The 15,819-nt window shown below is 40.9% G+C and carries 14 protein-coding genes; 3 read left to right on the top strand and 11 right to left on the bottom strand.

Going from position 1 to position 15,819, the window contains the following annotated elements; translation table 11 throughout:
• Window positions 1-50: 50 nt before the first annotated feature.
• Window positions 51-1,241 (top strand): amino acid aminotransferase, encoded by a 1,191-nt coding sequence (locus P3J6_RS03630; protein ID WP_010391325.1) that lies wholly within the window; start codon window positions 51-53, stop codon window positions 1,239-1,241.
• A 73-nt stretch (window positions 1,242-1,314) separates the two neighbouring features.
• On the opposite strand, the gene P3J6_RS03625 is transcribed toward P3J6_RS03630, so the two are convergent.
• From P3J6_RS03625 to P3J6_RS03590, 8 genes are read right to left on the bottom strand one after another with little or no spacing between them, the layout of a single operon-like run.
• On the bottom strand, window positions 1,315-2,067 hold the full coding sequence (locus tag P3J6_RS03625) for a DUF3379 family protein (protein ID WP_198522250.1): 753 nt from the start codon (window positions 2,065-2,067) through the stop codon (window positions 1,315-1,317).
• Window positions 2,067-2,624, bottom strand: a complete 558-nt coding sequence (locus P3J6_RS03620) for a sigma-70 family RNA polymerase sigma factor (RefSeq protein ID WP_010391329.1) — start codon at window positions 2,622-2,624, stop codon at window positions 2,067-2,069. Before P3J6_RS03620 ends, P3J6_RS03625 begins: the two co-directional genes overlap by 1 nt.
• Before the next feature lie 53 nt (window positions 2,625-2,677).
• Window positions 2,678-4,321 carry a BatD family protein gene (locus tag P3J6_RS03615; RefSeq protein ID WP_198522249.1) on the bottom strand — a complete coding sequence of 548 codons (1,644 nt, stop codon included), beginning with the start codon at window positions 4,319-4,321 and terminating at the stop codon, window positions 2,678-2,680.
• Window positions 4,315-6,213: a vWA domain-containing protein gene (locus tag P3J6_RS03610; RefSeq protein ID WP_198522248.1), complete on the bottom strand. Its 1,899-nt coding sequence runs from the start codon at window positions 6,211-6,213 to the stop codon at window positions 4,315-4,317. Before P3J6_RS03610 ends, P3J6_RS03615 begins: the two co-directional genes overlap by 7 nt.
• Window positions 6,213-7,196 carry a vWA domain-containing protein gene (locus tag P3J6_RS03605; RefSeq protein ID WP_198522247.1) on the bottom strand — a complete coding sequence of 328 codons (984 nt, stop codon included), beginning with the start codon at window positions 7,194-7,196 and terminating at the stop codon, window positions 6,213-6,215. Before P3J6_RS03605 ends, P3J6_RS03610 begins: the two co-directional genes overlap by 1 nt.
• Window positions 7,189-7,623: a DUF4381 domain-containing protein gene (locus P3J6_RS03600; RefSeq protein ID WP_198522246.1), complete on the bottom strand. Its 435-nt coding sequence runs from the start codon at window positions 7,621-7,623 to the stop codon at window positions 7,189-7,191. Before P3J6_RS03600 ends, P3J6_RS03605 begins: the two co-directional genes overlap by 8 nt.
• A gap of 3 nt (window positions 7,624-7,626) precedes the next feature.
• On the bottom strand, window positions 7,627-8,571 hold the full coding sequence (locus P3J6_RS03595) for a DUF58 domain-containing protein (RefSeq protein WP_109875535.1): 945 nt from the start codon (window positions 8,569-8,571) through the stop codon (window positions 7,627-7,629).
• A gap of 3 nt (window positions 8,572-8,574) precedes the next feature.
• Window positions 8,575-9,531, bottom strand: coding sequence for an AAA family ATPase (locus P3J6_RS03590; protein ID WP_054202134.1), 957 nt, complete (start codon window positions 9,529-9,531; stop codon window positions 8,575-8,577).
• 329 nt (window positions 9,532-9,860) lie between these two features.
• On the opposite strand from P3J6_RS03590, the gene fadI reads away from it, so the two are divergent.
• Together fadI and fadJ are read left to right on the top strand one after the other, a co-directional pair.
• Window positions 9,861-11,171, top strand: a complete 1,311-nt coding sequence (fadI, locus tag P3J6_RS03585; RefSeq protein ID WP_010391348.1) for an acetyl-CoA C-acyltransferase FadI — start codon at window positions 9,861-9,863, stop codon at window positions 11,169-11,171.
• Window positions 11,171-13,363 (top strand): fatty acid oxidation complex subunit alpha FadJ, encoded by a 2,193-nt coding sequence (fadJ, locus tag P3J6_RS03580; protein WP_138606265.1) that lies wholly within the window; start codon window positions 11,171-11,173, stop codon window positions 13,361-13,363. Before fadI ends, fadJ begins: the two co-directional genes overlap by 1 nt.
• Before the next feature lie 86 nt (window positions 13,364-13,449).
• On the opposite strand, the gene P3J6_RS03575 is transcribed toward fadJ, so the two are convergent.
• From P3J6_RS03575 to P3J6_RS03565, 3 genes are all read right to left on the bottom strand, one after another.
• Window positions 13,450-13,836: an MmcQ/YjbR family DNA-binding protein gene (locus P3J6_RS03575; RefSeq protein WP_054202136.1), complete on the bottom strand. Its 387-nt coding sequence runs from the start codon at window positions 13,834-13,836 to the stop codon at window positions 13,450-13,452.
• Between the two features lie 182 nt (window positions 13,837-14,018).
• Window positions 14,019-14,816, bottom strand: coding sequence for a hypothetical protein (locus P3J6_RS03570; RefSeq protein ID WP_198522245.1), 798 nt, complete (start codon window positions 14,814-14,816; stop codon window positions 14,019-14,021).
• Window positions 14,817-14,905: 89 nt separating this feature from the next.
• Window positions 14,906-15,811 carry a phytanoyl-CoA dioxygenase family protein gene (locus P3J6_RS03565; RefSeq protein ID WP_198522244.1) on the bottom strand — a complete coding sequence of 302 codons (906 nt, stop codon included), beginning with the start codon at window positions 15,809-15,811 and terminating at the stop codon, window positions 14,906-14,908.
• Window positions 15,812-15,819 lie beyond the last annotated feature (8 nt).

The following is a 15,819-nucleotide window of genomic DNA, read 5'->3' as shown; positions in this document are numbered from 1 at the left end:
ATGTTAAGCTTAGCGCAACAGCTAACCCCTAAATAACGAAGAGATAGCCAATGTTCTCAGTATTAAAACCATTACCAACAGACCCTATTCTTGGCCTTATGGCGGCCTACAAGCAAGATACTAACCCAAATAAGATTGACTTAGGGGTTGGTGTATATAAAGACGAGCAGGGGAATACCCCGGTATTAAAGTCAGTAAAAAAAGCAGAAGCGTTTCGTTTAGAAAATGAAATGAGCAAATCTTACATTGGGCTTGCTGGTAACTTAGATTACTGTCAACAAATGGAAAATCTTCTTCTTGGTGAGCACCCGGCATTATTAGCTAATCGCGTACGCACAGCACAAGCACCTGGTGGTACAGGCGCACTTCGTGTTGCAGCAGAATTTATTGTACGTTGTAATCCAGGCGCTACTGTATGGGTTACTAACCCAACGTGGGCTAACCACATTAGCTTATTTGAAGCTGCAGGCTTAACGGTAAAAGAATACCCATACTACGACTACGAAAACAAAGATTTATTGTTTGATGAAATGGTTGAAACACTAACACAGGTGCCTAAGGGCGATGTGGTGTTATTACATGCATGTTGTCACAACCCAAGTGGTATGGATTTAAACGAAACACAATGGAATACTATTGCTGAACTTGCAAAAGATGTGGGTTTTACGCCATTAATTGATATTGCATATCAAGGTTTTGGCTCTTCTTTAGAAGAAGATGCGAATGGTTTACGTATTTTAGCCAATGCGGTTGAAGAGTTGATCATTTGTTCATCATGTTCTAAAAACTTCGGCTTATACCGTGAGCGTATTGGTGCCTGTTCAATCATTGCAAAAGACAGTGCAACAGCTGATATTTCAAACTCGGTGTTATTAAGTGTGGTACGTAGCATTTATTCTATGCCGCCAGCGCATGGTGCAGACATCGTAAACACTATTTTAAGCAGCACAGAGTTAACGCAGCTATGGCACAGTGAACTTGATGAAATGCGTAACCGTATTAATGGGTTACGTAGTTTAATTAAAGACAGCCTGGCAGCGAAAGACATTGCTCAAGACTTCTCGTTTATTGACCGCCAACACGGTATGTTCTCTTTCTTAGGTATTAATAAAGAGCAAATCGAGCGCTTGCAAAAAGAATACGGTATTTACATTGTCGGTTCTAGCCGTGTTAATGTAGCAGGTATTAGCCAAGCAAATATCAACTACTTTGCTAACGCAGTTGCTGATGTTTGTAAGTAATCAGTAAGCAGCTTTGGCTTTTAAATAATAAAAAAACCGCACACTCGTTGCGGTTTTTTATTTCTATAATGGCTTAAAGCCAGCGAATAGCACCTGAAATACGTTCATTATACATATCAACTGGTGAGCCAAGGCTTGCAATTAGCACGGTATCGGCCTGTTTGCCACGATTTATATGGCCAGCATAGCGAGAGTCATTAAAATCATCAGAGCCAATTTCAAAGATTTGATTATCGCTTGGCACAATAAACACGGTCATAGGCCCAAAGTCAGACTCAAACACTAAATGAATACCTTTCTCACCTTGAAAATCGCAAAAGTTAACATAAGTCACTTTGCCAGGTAAATCACTAATATGGCCGCCAAGTAAAGCCAGCTTTTCATTGACAGTTTGGATGCTAATTTGTTGAGTTTTATTTAACGCATAAATTTCATGGTAAACATGGGCTAGTGCATGCTCACCAGCCGTTTGATTAATACTTTGTTCTTCGCTAAACATAAACGCACTAACTGCAATCACAAACGAAGCTGCCAAAGCAAAATGCATTCGGTCGAACTTAAACCATGAGCGTGCACTAACCACGTTATCCTTTTGCTCAAGTTCATCTGTTCTGGCTTTTTCTTTTAACGAGGTGTTTAAAATAATTCGTTCAGCAAGATTGTCAGGTACAGTAATATCAAGCGCGTCGTCGAGTTGTTTATCGAATGCTTTGCTTTCATTTAAAAATTGTTGTCTGTCGGCACTGCTGTTTGCAAATTCCTGAAGCTCTTTGTCCAGCTCATTTGGCTGCGCAATCGTGCGGCGACGAAACTCAAGTTCATCCATTATTTTGATGCTCCTTTAAGTTGTTCATCATCACGGCTTAATGCCTCTTTAAGTTGATTTTTTGCTCGGAATAAACGTGTCATAACAGTATTTTTATTTAAGTTAAGAATGTCTGCAATTTCATCTCCGGTGCAGCCCATTACCACCTGTAGCAACAGCGGCTCCTTGTAGTCATCAGCCAATAAAGAAATTTGTCGCTGAATAACGGTTTGTTCCATTGCTGTATCTAAACTATGGCTGGTTTGATCCACCAATGTGTCGTTATCTACATCACTGTAATCAAATTGCTTGCGCTCAAAGCGTCTGGCATTCTCACGCCTTAAAATGGTCAGCAACCATGGCTTAGCTGCTTTTTGGTCGAGTAACGAATCAAGCGAGCGCCATGCACGCAAAAAGGTTTCTTGCACTAAGTCATCAGCAATAGTCGGATCGTTACATAACCAGTAAGCAAAGCGATAGAGTTCCTTATGATAAACATGAACCAAGGCTTCATAGCGTTGTTGTTTTTCAGCCATATTAATTAAGACCCGATCATTCGATTTTTTATTTCCAAACATAAGCACTTTTTAATTAAAATTATTATAGGCCAAAAAAGTAACTAAGATTCTTATTAAGAATATAGCTCTTTTAACGCAGATGATGACTTAGCTGTGTGCGATTGATGTTTTTTTAATAAACTAACAATCGCTTCTAAATCAGTGCTAGCCGATTGGTTACCGTACAACTGTGCTTGTAAATTATTTACCTGCGCAGTGAACTGCGAGTTGTTTATCATAGCGCATAAATGGGTGAGAGCTCCTACCTTTTTATCTGTTCGAGTTAGCGCGTATAGCTTAAGTGCATCGTAAAATGCTTTATTATCATGGCTTTTAGCAAGTATTTGCAGTGTTTTTAAATCTGCTTGCTGATTGCCTCTATGATTTGCTTGCGTCGTTTGTTGCACTTCTTTAGCTGAGCGTTTCATAAAGTAAAGAACCAGGGTCACAATCCATAATATGTAACCTAATACGGCTACAATAATAAGCCATAGAGGCGTACTAGTGTGGCGTTGCACGCTGAGCGCTTGCTGCGTTGGCTCTGCATCCGTGTTGTTTAAAGTACTTTCAACGGGTGTATTTAGTGAGTTTGCTGGCGCTGTGGTGCTTGGTGTTACCGTAATTGTGCGTTCTGATAAAGTTGCGTAACTAATTCGGTTCATTTTGGTGTTATACCAAGGCAGGGTAATTTCAGGCAATGTATAAGTGCCTGGTGTTTGTGGTAGTAGCGCAAATGAGGCGCTTTGCTGTGATACCACTCGACCATCGCGTACTGCATTATTAGTCTCTTTTTCATCCGGGTAGCTGCGAATACCATTTATAGAAGGCATATCAATTTCGGGGAGTTGCTCCTTAGTAACCCCTAATGCGGTAAGCATAATAGTGCGGGTTATTGGCGTGCCGGCTTCAACGGTATTATCGTCTGGTTGCCATTGCTCGGTTAGACTTACTAATTCACTGGGTAACCAATCACCTTGATAGTTCTCAGGGATGGGTTTGATTTCAATCTGTTGTTCATCGCCAAGTGCCGACACCTCTAGTTGGCGATAGTTTTGTTGAACACGCCCTTGAAAAACCGGTGCTTCAATGGTGTATGCACCACTTTTTTGCGGCTGAATTAAATAATTACGGGTGATCACTAAATAACGTTTACCGTTAACCAGTTCATAATCTTCACTTTGCTTACCTAGCTGGGTGAGTTGAGCATCTTCCATGCTTGGCGTGCTTAAGCTGCCATCAAGTAGCTCTTTAGCTAAGTAAAGTTTAATGGTGTAAACGCCAGCCTCTTGCACAAATAAACTGTTATTTGTAAGCGAGCTTTTTAAAAAAATATCATCATTTTTGCCCGCATCGCTGCTTCGCTCTTTAACCGACAAGTTTATCGGTTGAGAGCTGAGCCCTGCAACACTAAAAGAAGGAATTGTGTATTCGCCGGCTTTGCGAGTCATTAACTTAACAGACCACGATGTTTGTTTTTTAATGCTACCGTTAATAATGTTGGTGCGGCTACTTAAGCTCATAGGGCCGACTACGAAATCCTTTAACAGCGCTGAAGTATCGGGTTGTTGCCCTTTGATTGAATCATCAACGCTAATATTGAGCATAAAAAACTCACCTGCCAGTACCGGGTTTTTATCTACGCTTGCCTCTAATGAAGTGGCGGCCATTAATGGCATGGTAGTTAATAGCAATAAACAGCAAAATAATCGCATTACCATGATTTTTCTACTCCTGTTGGACGGCGTTGATATTGTCTTTTTTGGGCTTCTAATTGCATTTTGTTTCTTAATAAAATAGCGGGATCGTCGGGCACTTTTCTTAGTAACTGATTTAGTTGTTGTGCTTTCTCTTTTTCTTCATTAGTGAGTTCAGCCGCCTGTGCTTGCATAGCTTGTTGTTGTGCTTGCTGCTTTTGCTCATCTGATGGCGGTTGCTCATTCATTTGATTGGGTTGACTCTGTTGCTCGTCTTGCTGAGGTTTACTATCGTCGTCTTTGTTCTCGTCTTGTTGGTTTTGTGATTGAGCTTGCATGTCAGGCTGATTTTGTTCATCTGACTGCTCGCCAGATTGGCTTTGTTGATCTTTTGATTGCTCCGAGGGCTCACCCGATTGCTGCTCTTCACTGTTTTGACTGTTATCTTCGCTTTTATCTGCGTTATTTTTATCGCCATTTTTTTGCTGATCTTGTTTTGATTTATCTGCATCATCTTGACTTTGATCATCTTGATTTTGCGAATCATTACCTTGTTGGTTTTCTTGATCTTGCTGTTGCTTAAGTAACTGCTCAACTAACGCTTGGTTATCGGCTGCTTGGGTAAAATCAGACTGCAGTGATTGCGCTTGTTTGTAAGCGTTTATAGCAGCCTCCAATTGTCCGGCTTTAGCCAGTGCATTACCGTAATTGTAATAACCAGTAGCTGATTTATCTTGACTAAATTCGTTCAGAGCGCCTTCAAACTGACCTTGCTGATAAAGTGCAGCGCCTTTGAGAGCGTTGGACTTCGCTTGCGCTGCTTGTTGGTACTCTTGGTTGTTGTAAGCTTCTAATGCACGTTGATCGGTATTTTTAAATAGCGTTGGTAACTCTACTGCATGGGCATTTTGCTGAGGTAAAAAGCTTAGCAATAGCACCGCACCAATAAACGCAGAGCGCCTAAATAAGTATAGAGCTAAGGGCAGTAAAATAAGCAAGCCATAAATGCCAGCATCGATTCGCCACAAGGCTAAATTTGGTTTTTCACTTTTTAGTATTTCACTGTTTGCTTGCGGTGAAAAAATGGCAATATCGCTATTACTTGGCTGATAATTAGCGTATTGGCCGCCACTATTCTTTGCCAGTCCTTTGAGTAAAGAACCATTGAGTGTAGGCACTACTATTTGGCCGTAATTATCTTTTAAAAATCCGCCTTCAGGTAACTTTATTGGTGCACCTTGCTCAGTGCCAATACCGTAAATATTAAGTCGATACTGGCTACTGTTAGTAAAACCACTTATATCACTTTGCTGTTGTTGTTCAATACCATCGGTGATCAAAATAATATCACCATCTAGGTAGCCTGCTTGAGTGAGCAGCTCTTGCGCCATGTCTAAACCTGCCAGCACGTTAGAGCCTTTATCAGGCATAATTTCAGGGCTCAAACTAGGAATAAGATTAGCAAGGGTGGTTGCATCATTGGTTAGTGGAGAAATGGTATAGGCAGTGCCTGCGTAGGCTACTAATGCAGTATCACCTTCTTTAAATAACTCAATCATATCGAGGGCTTTAAAGCGAGATTGCATTAATCGATTAGGAGCAATGTCGGTGCTATACATAGAGTACGACATATCCATTACAATAACGCGGGCACTTTTGCTTTGAAATACAGGGACTTGTTTTTCCTCAAAACTTGGGCCTGCACTAAATATAATGGCTAAACTGCAAAATAACGCAACTAGCCACAGCGGCTGACGAGCCTGATTATTTGATTCACTCATAACAAATTGTGCTAAATGTGGCGCAATAAGTGACGCCGATTGGGCTTTTTTCTTTTTAAGCATGGCAATAAAAAACAGCCCTATCGCAGGAAGTAGCAGCCATAAAATAGCGGGGCGAATAAACTCAAAATCCATTAGCTTGGCTCCTTCAATGCACGTACTGTTTTTAATAATGCCATTGCACTTATTAATAGAATGGCCAGTAATAACGGATAATAAAACAAGGCTGTTTGCGGGCGAAAGGTCTGCTCATCGGCACTAATTGGCTCGAGTTTATCAAGCTCTGCATAGATTTGTTGAAGGCCTGCTACATCTTTGGCTCTAAAGTACAGCCCCCCAGTTTGCTCGGCAATATTTTTCAGTAAGCTCTCATCTAAATTACTGCCCCCAGAGCCCATATTAAATAAACTAAAGCCACGTGGGTTATCTGAGCCGACTCCGATGGTGTACACTTTTATGCCTTCTTCACGAGCTAGTAATAGGGCATCTTCGGGGTCAAGGTTTCCTGCGGTGTTTTGTCCATCTGTTAGCAACACCACAATGCGATTACTTTCTTTTTTACTAGCAAAGCGTTTAACCGATAAGCCTAAAGCGTCACCAATAGCCGTGGCACGTCCAACTAAACCTATTTGTGCTTCAGTAAGCATTTTGCTGACGGTTTTTACATCACGGGTGAGAGGTGTTTGCAAAAACGCGGTATCACCAAACAATATAAGCCCGAGCCTGTCGCCTTGACGCTGCTCTATAAAATCGCTAAGCACTGCTTTAACCATAGTTAAACGGTCAACATATTGGCCATTATAAGCCATGTCTTGTTCTGTCATTGAGCCCGATAAATCCACAGCGAGCATAATGTCGCGACCTTCATTAGGCAGCGATATAGGCTCATCTAACCAAGTAGGGTTCGCTGATGCTGTTACTAATAATAGCCACAGCAACCATTCAAGAGTGTTTAACTTACGTGCACTGGGCTCTACATGTTGATTATTTAAATTATGCGATGCAAAACTTGGGATGCGTAAACGTGTCGTTGCATTACTTGCTGCGGGTTTTAATAGCAGTAACGTTAAAGGAAGCGGCAGTAATAAAAACAGCCATGGCCAGCTAAATTCAAACATGCAGTGGCTCCCTTAGCTTAAATTGTTTAATAGCTTGGCGAAACTTATCACTGAGTGCCGGTGGTGTTTGTGCTGCGCTATATAGGCTTGAAATTTCATCTTCATTAAAACCAATTGCAGCAAGTTGACTTAGGGTTTTACACCAGTTAGCTGTGGATTGCGCTGCTAAGCGTGGATCGTAATAGGTGATCACTAAACGCTTTAAAATAATATGCAATTGCTGAGCTGATTGTTGTTGATTAGCTAATTTAATCGCATTACGTTTTGGTTTTTTAAATTGATAGTTTTTGTACATAATTATAATTAAGCCACACACTAAGCACAGTGCAATGCTAATAACTACCCACCAAGCAGGGGCTAACGGCCACCAGTCAACGTGAGAGGGAGCAATAATATCGTGAAGGCCATCAAGTGGAGAGGTTTGCATGATTTATCTTCTCACTAATTGCAGTTCCAGCGCAGTGGCTGCATCGAATGATAATAGGTTAAGCCCAGATTTTGTTAAACGATTAATACGCGCGCTAAATGCTTGCTCGGCATTTTTGGCAAATCGTTCTCTAAAACTGTTATCCATCAAAGGGAGGGCAAACTGCTGATTATTAGCACTTACCGTAACCGCTTGTTGGAAAGCAGGTAACTTATGCTCGAAGGGGTCGCTAATATGGCAGCCTATTAATTCACAGTGCCGCGCAAGTAATTCGAGTTGTTTAAAGCTGGCGTCATCTAAGGCGTTAAAATCGGATACGATATAAACCAAACTACCGGGTTTAGCTAAGTGATTTAAACGCTTAAGGTTATCACTAAAGTTATTGCTGGCGGGTTTATCAATATTTTCAAGTGCCTGCTGATGGGCGTCGCATAAATTATGGCACAGCTTTAACACGGCCTTTTCACGGGCACTAGGTTTAAGCTCTAAATGCGAGTGCTGATTAAACACAATACCGCCAATTCTATCGCCACGTTGGCAAGCAGACCATGCAACTAAGGCGCTAATATGTGCAGCTTGTACCGACTTCAATAATAATTGCGAGCCAAATAACATGGAGTTTGAAAAGTCAGTAAATACAAATACCGGGCGTTCTTTTTCTTCTTGAAAAAGTTTGGTGTGGGTTTCACCGGTACGAGCCGTGACCCGCCAATCAATAGAGCGTATGTCATCACCGTGTTGGTAATGGCGCACTTCGGCAAACTCCATGCCACGGCCTTTATGCGGCGCTAGATATTGCCCCGCTAAGGTATTTTTTATTCTAACTTTAGGTGCCAGCTCAAGCAGTTGCGCTTTTGCTTTATAATACATCAGCTCTTTAAGCGATAAATTAACACCATGGCTATGACTTAATTTAAGCCATGCCTGAGAATCAAAGTGTGTTTGCATAACTTAAGGTACAGCAACTAGTTCAACAATACGGCTAATAACCTGATCTTTTGTAATACCATCGGCCTGTGCTTCGTAACTTAAAATAATACGATGGCGTAATACATTATGTACCACAGCTTGAATATCGTCAGGCGATACAAAATCACGACCACTTAACCACGCATGAGCTCTGGCACATTTATCCAAAGCAATGGTGGCACGTGGGCTGGCGCCGTACTCAATCCATCGGCCAAGTTGCTCATCTAAGTTTGCGCCTTCTCGAGTAGCAATAATCAACTGAACTAAGTATTGCTCTAGTGGCTCTGCTAAATACAGACCCAAAATCGCTTTTCTAGCGGCAAACAACTCTGCTTGCGAAATTTGCTCAAGCACTGGAACTTCATCATTAAGTGCTTCACCACGGGTTAGGCGTAAAATATCAAGTTCGTGCTCAGCCCCTGGATAATTAATACTTAAATGTAATAAAAAGCGGTCTAATTGCGCTTCAGGCAGTGGGTAGGTCCCTTCTTGCTCAAGTGGATTTTGCGTTGCCATCACTAAAAACAGGTCACTAAGTGGGTACGTATTTTTGCCCACAGTAACTTGGCGCTCAGCCATTGCCTCTAGTAGAGCTGATTGTACTTTCGCTGGTGCTCGGTTTATTTCATCCGCTAAAATGAGGTTATGAAATAAAGGGCCTTTTTCAAACACAAACTCACTGGTTTGTTGACGATAAATATCAGTACCGGTTACATCGGCTGGTAACAAGTCTGGGGTAAACTGAACACGCTGAAACGAGCCTTCAATACCTTTTGCTAAAGCATTAACCGCTCGCGTTTTTGCAAGCCCCGGAGGGCCTTCAACAAGTAAATGACCATCGGCTAATATAGCAATTAAGAGTGCTTGAGTGAGCGCTGGCTGGCCAATAATTTGGGTGTCTAAATACGTTTTTAAGTTTGAAAATGCGTTAGCTGCCATAATAAGTGGACTGTCCTCGTCAGCTTAAATAATACCTAAAGTGGTTAGGTAACAAATACTGAGCTAGTTATAAGGTTTATAAGTGTATAACTCAAGAGTTAGACTGATTTTTTGAAAATAGTTCGTTATTTTTTAACGCTTTTTAGCCTAACACAAAACTTTGTAAAACCTGCTAAAAAAGCCTATTGTATTACCCTTACACAATGTATGTAGTGATTTACAATGGCGCTTTATGATTAATTTACGTTTATCTATTGGCTTTATCACACGGGTTGTTTAGAATCGAGGAAAACATACAGGTCTGACCTGTCAGCGGGAGAGAATAATAAATGTCTGAGCAAAACATACTTAAAACACCAAAAGGCGACCGTATTGCCATTGTAAGCGGCCTGCGTACTCCTTTTGCTAAGCAAGCAACTGCGTTTCACCATGTACCAGCATTGGATATGGGTAAGCTAGTAGTTAATGAAATGCTTGAGCGATTAAATTTCGACAAGTCAGAAATCGATCAACTGGTTTTTGGTCAAGTAGTACAAATGCCAGAAGCGCCAAATATTGCACGTGAAATTGTATTAGGTACAGGTATGCCAGTGGGCGTTGACGCGTACTCAGTGTCACGTGCGTGTGCAACTAGCTTTCAAGCAATTGCAAATGTTGCCGAATCTATTATGGCAGGCTCTGTAAACGTGGGTATTGCTGGTGGTGCCGATTCATCGTCTGTATTGCCAATTGGTGTAAGTAAAAAATTAGCCGGCAGTTTAGTCGATTTAAACAAAGCCCGTACGCTTGGTCAGCGTTTAAAAATATTCTCGAAACTACGTTTAAAAGATTTATTACCAGTACCGCCAGCGGTTGCTGAGTACTCAACGGGTTTATCAATGGGACAAACAGCTGAGCAAATGGCTAAAACCCATAATATTAGCCGTGAAGATCAAGATGCTTTAGCACATCGTTCTCACTCATTAGCAACTCAAGCTTGGGCCGATGGCAAGTTAAAAGATGAAGTAATGACGGCGCACTTACCGCCTTATAAAAGCTTTATTGAAGAAGATAACAATATTCGTAAAAACTCAACGGTTGAGGGTTATGCCAAGCTTAAACCGGTATTTGATCGTCAGCACGGCTCTGTGACTGCCGCTAATGCAACCCCATTAACCGATGGCGCAGCTGCAGTGTTAATGATGAGCGAAAGCAAAGCCAAAGCATTGGGTTACGAAATTTTAGGCTACGTACGCAGTTTTGCGTTTTCAGCCATAGGCGTAGAAAAAGACATGCTAATGGGGCCAGCTCACTCAACGCCAATCGCGCTTGATAGAGCTGGTATTACGTTAGCTGATTTAGACCTTATTGAAATGCATGAAGCGTTTGCATCGCAAACCTTAGCGAATATGAAAATGTTTGCTTCAGATAAATTTGCACAAGAGCACTTAGGGCGTAATAAAGCCATAGGTGAAATTAACATGGATAAGTTTAACGTTAACGGCGGTTCACTCGCTTATGGTCACCCATTTGCGGCAACCGGCGCGCGTTTAATTACACAAAGCTTATACGAGCTTAAGCGTCGTGGCGGTGGTTTAGCGTTAACGACTGCCTGTGCTGCGGGTGGTTTAGGTGCAGCCTTTGTATTGGAGAGTGCGTAATGACAGATTCAGTATTTAATTTAACGGTTGATGATAACAAAATAGCCGTGGTAACCATTGATGTGCCGGGTGAAAAAATGAATACCCTGCGTGACAGCTTTGCTGATGATTTAAAAGCATTATTAGCACAAGCTAAAGAGCATGCAGTGAAAGGTATGGTATTTATTAGTGGCAAAAGTGATAACTTCATTGCCGGTGCTGATGTAAAAATGTTAGACGGTGTTGAAAAACGCGAAGATGCATTAGCTATTAGTGAGTTATGCCATCAAGCATTTTTTGATATGAAAAAACTACCGTATACCACGGTTAGTGCTATTCACGGCGCTGCTTTAGGTGGTGGTTTAGAGTTTGCTTTGGCATGTGATTATCGCGTTGGTACAGATAGCGATTTAACTAAAATTGGTTTACCAGAAGTACAACTAGGTTTATTGCCTGGCGGTGGTGGTACACAACGCTTAACTAAAATCGTGGGTATTCAAAAAGCCCTTGAGTGGATGCTAACTGGTAAGCAAATTCGTCCAAAACAAGCTAAAAAAGCCGGTGTATTGGATGATTGTGTTCCACAAAGCGTACTGCTAAAAGTGGCCAAAGAGTTTGCTGCGAAGAAAAAGCCACAAGCTAAAGAGCCTAAACTTGATAAGGTCAGCAAGTTATTAGAATCAAACCCGTTTGGTCGTAACTTTATCTTTAAAAAAGCTAAAGAAAACGTACTTAAAAAAACCGGTGGTCACTACCCAGCGCCGCTTGCGATTATTAAAGCGGTTCGTGCAAGCGTAGAGCTTGATGAAATGAAAGCGTATAAAACCGAAGCCGAAGGCTTTGCTACGTTAGTAATGAGTGATGAGTCTAAAGCACTTCGCGGTATTTTCTTTGCAACCACTGAAATGAAAAAAGAATGGCGCAACGATGACGCTCCTGCGATTAGTAAAACTGCTGTGTTAGGTGGCGGATTAATGGGCGCAGGTATTGCTCATGTAAGTGCGGTTAAGGCTAAATTGCCGGTACGTATTAAAGATGTGGCAGAGCAGGGCATAAGTAATGCCATGAACTACACATACAAAATCTTAGATAAACGCCTTAAGCGCCGTATTATGTCTAAAGCTGATATGCAGTTAACCATGAACCGCATTACTGGCACTACGGATTACAGCGGCTTTAAGCACATAGATTTAGTGATAGAAGCGGTATTTGAAGATTTAGAGCTTAAGCAAGGTATGGTTGCTGATGTTGAGCAGCAATGCCAAGCGAATACTATTTTTGCAAGTAATACTTCGTCATTACCTATTTCGCAAATTGCAGCAAAAGCAGAACGCCCTGAAAATGTAATTGGTTTACATTATTTCTCGCCAGTAGAGAAAATGCCACTGGTAGAGATCATTCCTCACGAAGGCACGTCACAAGAAACCATTGCTCGTGTAGTTAACTTTGCACGTAAGCAAGGTAAAACGCCAATTGTAGTAAAAGATATGGCTGGTTTTTATGTAAACCGTATTTTAGCGCCATACCTTAATGAAGCGGCTAACTTAATGCTTGCTGGTGAGCCGATTGAAAAAATAGATGCGGCTTTAGTCGAGTTTGGTTTTCCTGTTGGACCGTTGGCACTGCTGGACGAAGTGGGTATTGATATTGGATCTAAAATTGCGCCAATTCTTGAAAAAGAATTGGGTGAGCGCTTTAAAGGACCTGATGCTTTCTCGCGCATGATTGATTCAAAACGTCTTGGTCGTAAAACAGGGCGCGGTTTTTATGAATACGACAAGAAAGGCAAAAAGGTCGATGAGTCAGTCTATGAGCTACTAGGTGTAACCCCAGCCCCACGTTTAAATAAAAACGAGATTGCTAAGCGCTGTGTTTCACAAATGCTTAATGAAGCGGCTCGTTGTTTAGATGATGGTATTATCGCAGGCCCGCGTGATGGTGATATTGGTGCTATTTTTGGTATTGGTTTCCCACCGTTCTTAGGTGGCCCGTTTAGCTACATGGACAAATTAGGTGCGAGTAAAATAAGCTCTGATATGTCTACACTGGCTAACAGCAATGCCATTTTTGCACCCTGTGAATCACTGGTTGCAATGGCTGATAAAGGCGATAAGTTTTACACTACAGTCACTAAAACAGCTGAAGTTGAGTCAGATCAGTCAGATGATAAATCGACTGATACTCAAAATGAGATGACTGAGCACAAAGATTAATGTTTTAAGTTAACGTAAAAAAGCCGCAAATTATGCGGCTTTTTTTATGTTTGATAATCAGAAAATATAGAGATATATACGCTTATTTACAGTAAGGCTTCAATAGCCTGTTTGTCTTTATCTGGCATGTTGTCGACCACCAAATTAAATGAATTATCAATCATACGCTCAATTTCACCTTGTGGTATTGAGCCGTCTAAAATCACTGTATTCCAAAGGCGTTTATTCATATGATAACCTGGAATCACCGAAGGAAAAATATCTCGTAATGACTGTGCTTCATCAGGGTCGCACTTTAAGTTTAGCCACCAAATAGGTTCGCCGTTTTCATCGGTTTCACCCTCATTGCTCAGTGCAAGGGTGGCGAACATCTTATGGTTTACTTTATATACATCAACATCTTTAGCAAAAGGTTGCGTTAGTTTAACTAACGGTTTGTTCATTAAATAAGTATGTACAGTTTGTTGGTTCATGAGCCATTCCTTGAGGTCATAATCGATATCTTAACCATAGCATTTTTTCATTAGCTTTGTGGCATGAAATATTATTTGAGCTTATTATTTCTTAATTTATAGACTGATATATTGGAAGTTAGTTAAACCAGTATCTATGTTGGGACTGGAAATGTGAAAAAAGTTTTTTTGTTAAGCACTGGCTAAACAGATTTAGGCAAAGACAAGTATGCAGTAACAGCAGCATCACGTTTTGTCAGGTCTGTTTGGTACGAGTGTTTACTATACATAGTGCAATACGAGACAGGCTCTCCGACACTTAATAAAAAATCATTATGGTCGAAATTGCTCAATACTTTTTTCCAGCGCTCTTTGACTTTAACTGGCGCGCAGGGCAAAGAGTCCAAAATACGTTTAGACTCCTCAAAGTTGCTATTAATAGCGACATTGAGCATATCGTCGTTTGCAGCCCCAAGCCAACTTGTACCACTGGTACCCACACATAAAAGTGGCATATAAGGCGCAAGCGCTGGGCATACATCATTTCTATACACGTCAACCTTCCAATAGCGACGAGCTATTTTTACAAACTGAGCAAAATCCTTTATTGATGTAAAGTTTGATTTAGCTAAGGATAAAATTTCTATTCTAGGTTTATTGGCATTAACGGTGTCGTTAGCAACATCAATATACCAAGGACCAAGTATCAATGCGTTTTGAAAGTATTCATCTCGCAGTGAGCCCCATGCTTTTTGTAAAGAGCTACCTTGTACAATTAGATTTTTTAATAAACTGAGCCCAGGTTTTTTAGTGGTAGGTAATACCGTTTGCAGTAGTGCAAATACCTCATCGCGTATTTCTCTACAGCGGCCAATAGGGTAAGGTTTTTCTGCAAAGTAAGGAATTGATGGTGCAAGTTTTAAATCAGCTAATAAGCGTAAATGAGCTAGATCAGCACATATCAATGCACATTGTTCTGGTGTAAAGTGTTCATTAAGCACGTATATTCCTTTGAGTGATTGTTTAATTCTAGTCCTGAAAGGTCATCAGACCCTAATGGAAAATGAATACTTTCAAATTATATGTGATTTTAGCGTAAATCCTTGGGAGTAGGGTAATTTGGATGAACTACATTTTTATGGGCATGAATCGAAGGGATGGGTGCTTCAGGCTTGGCTTTAATGAGCTTAACCAAGGTACTTAAATCGTATTTAGGTTCGCCGTAAAATTCATGCCAAGCTTGCGGAATACTGTTTGGATCTGCCGCTTTAATTACATGTGCCATCCATTGCTTTCTCAGTTCGGCCCACTCCTTAGTTTGTTTTCCACTTTCGGTAATCCCTAAAATTGGCCTTAATTCAACATACAGTGTTCTTCTTGCACCTTGGCTGCGCTTTACTCCTGAACTATGTAAAACCATTATGTCATGAACTATGATGTCACCTGCTTTAGCGGGTTGTTGTACTACATTAGGAATATCCCACCCATATTGATTGGAAAGTTTGTAAATATCTAAAACTTTATGCTGGGTATTTGGTACGTAGCGTAAACAGCCATCTTCTAAAAGAGCGTCATCAAGGTATATACCAATATTTAAATAAGGATATTGCCTAGAATGAGGAGCGTCCTGATGCCAAGTAATATGAGGGTGTGGGTACGGGTATTTATAAGCTACATCTAATTGCAAGGGGACTGCGCCATCTCCTACCAATTCTTTATAAACTTCGATGAGTGGTGGGCTAGCTAATAGTTCAATTATTAATTCAGGTGACTCGAATAGTAAGTCGTTATAACGAAAAAGACGAGGCAAACCTGAGTCTGTTGAGATACAACATTGATTATTGACTTGCCCATTGTGAAAATTCTCTAGTGCTAATGCTTCTAACTTATCTGAAAAACGTTGTAATTTTTTAAGTAATGTTATCGAAAGTGCATTTTCAAAGTGAACAAAACCGTTTTTTAGGAAAAAGTCATGTTTATTTGAGGATATTTCCATAAATTAAA

Source organism: Pseudoalteromonas sp. 3J6, from assembly GCF_903995135.1.
Lineage (GTDB): Bacteria > Pseudomonadota > Gammaproteobacteria > Enterobacterales > Alteromonadaceae > Pseudoalteromonas.
This window is presented reverse-complemented; position numbering and strand designations above follow the sequence as displayed.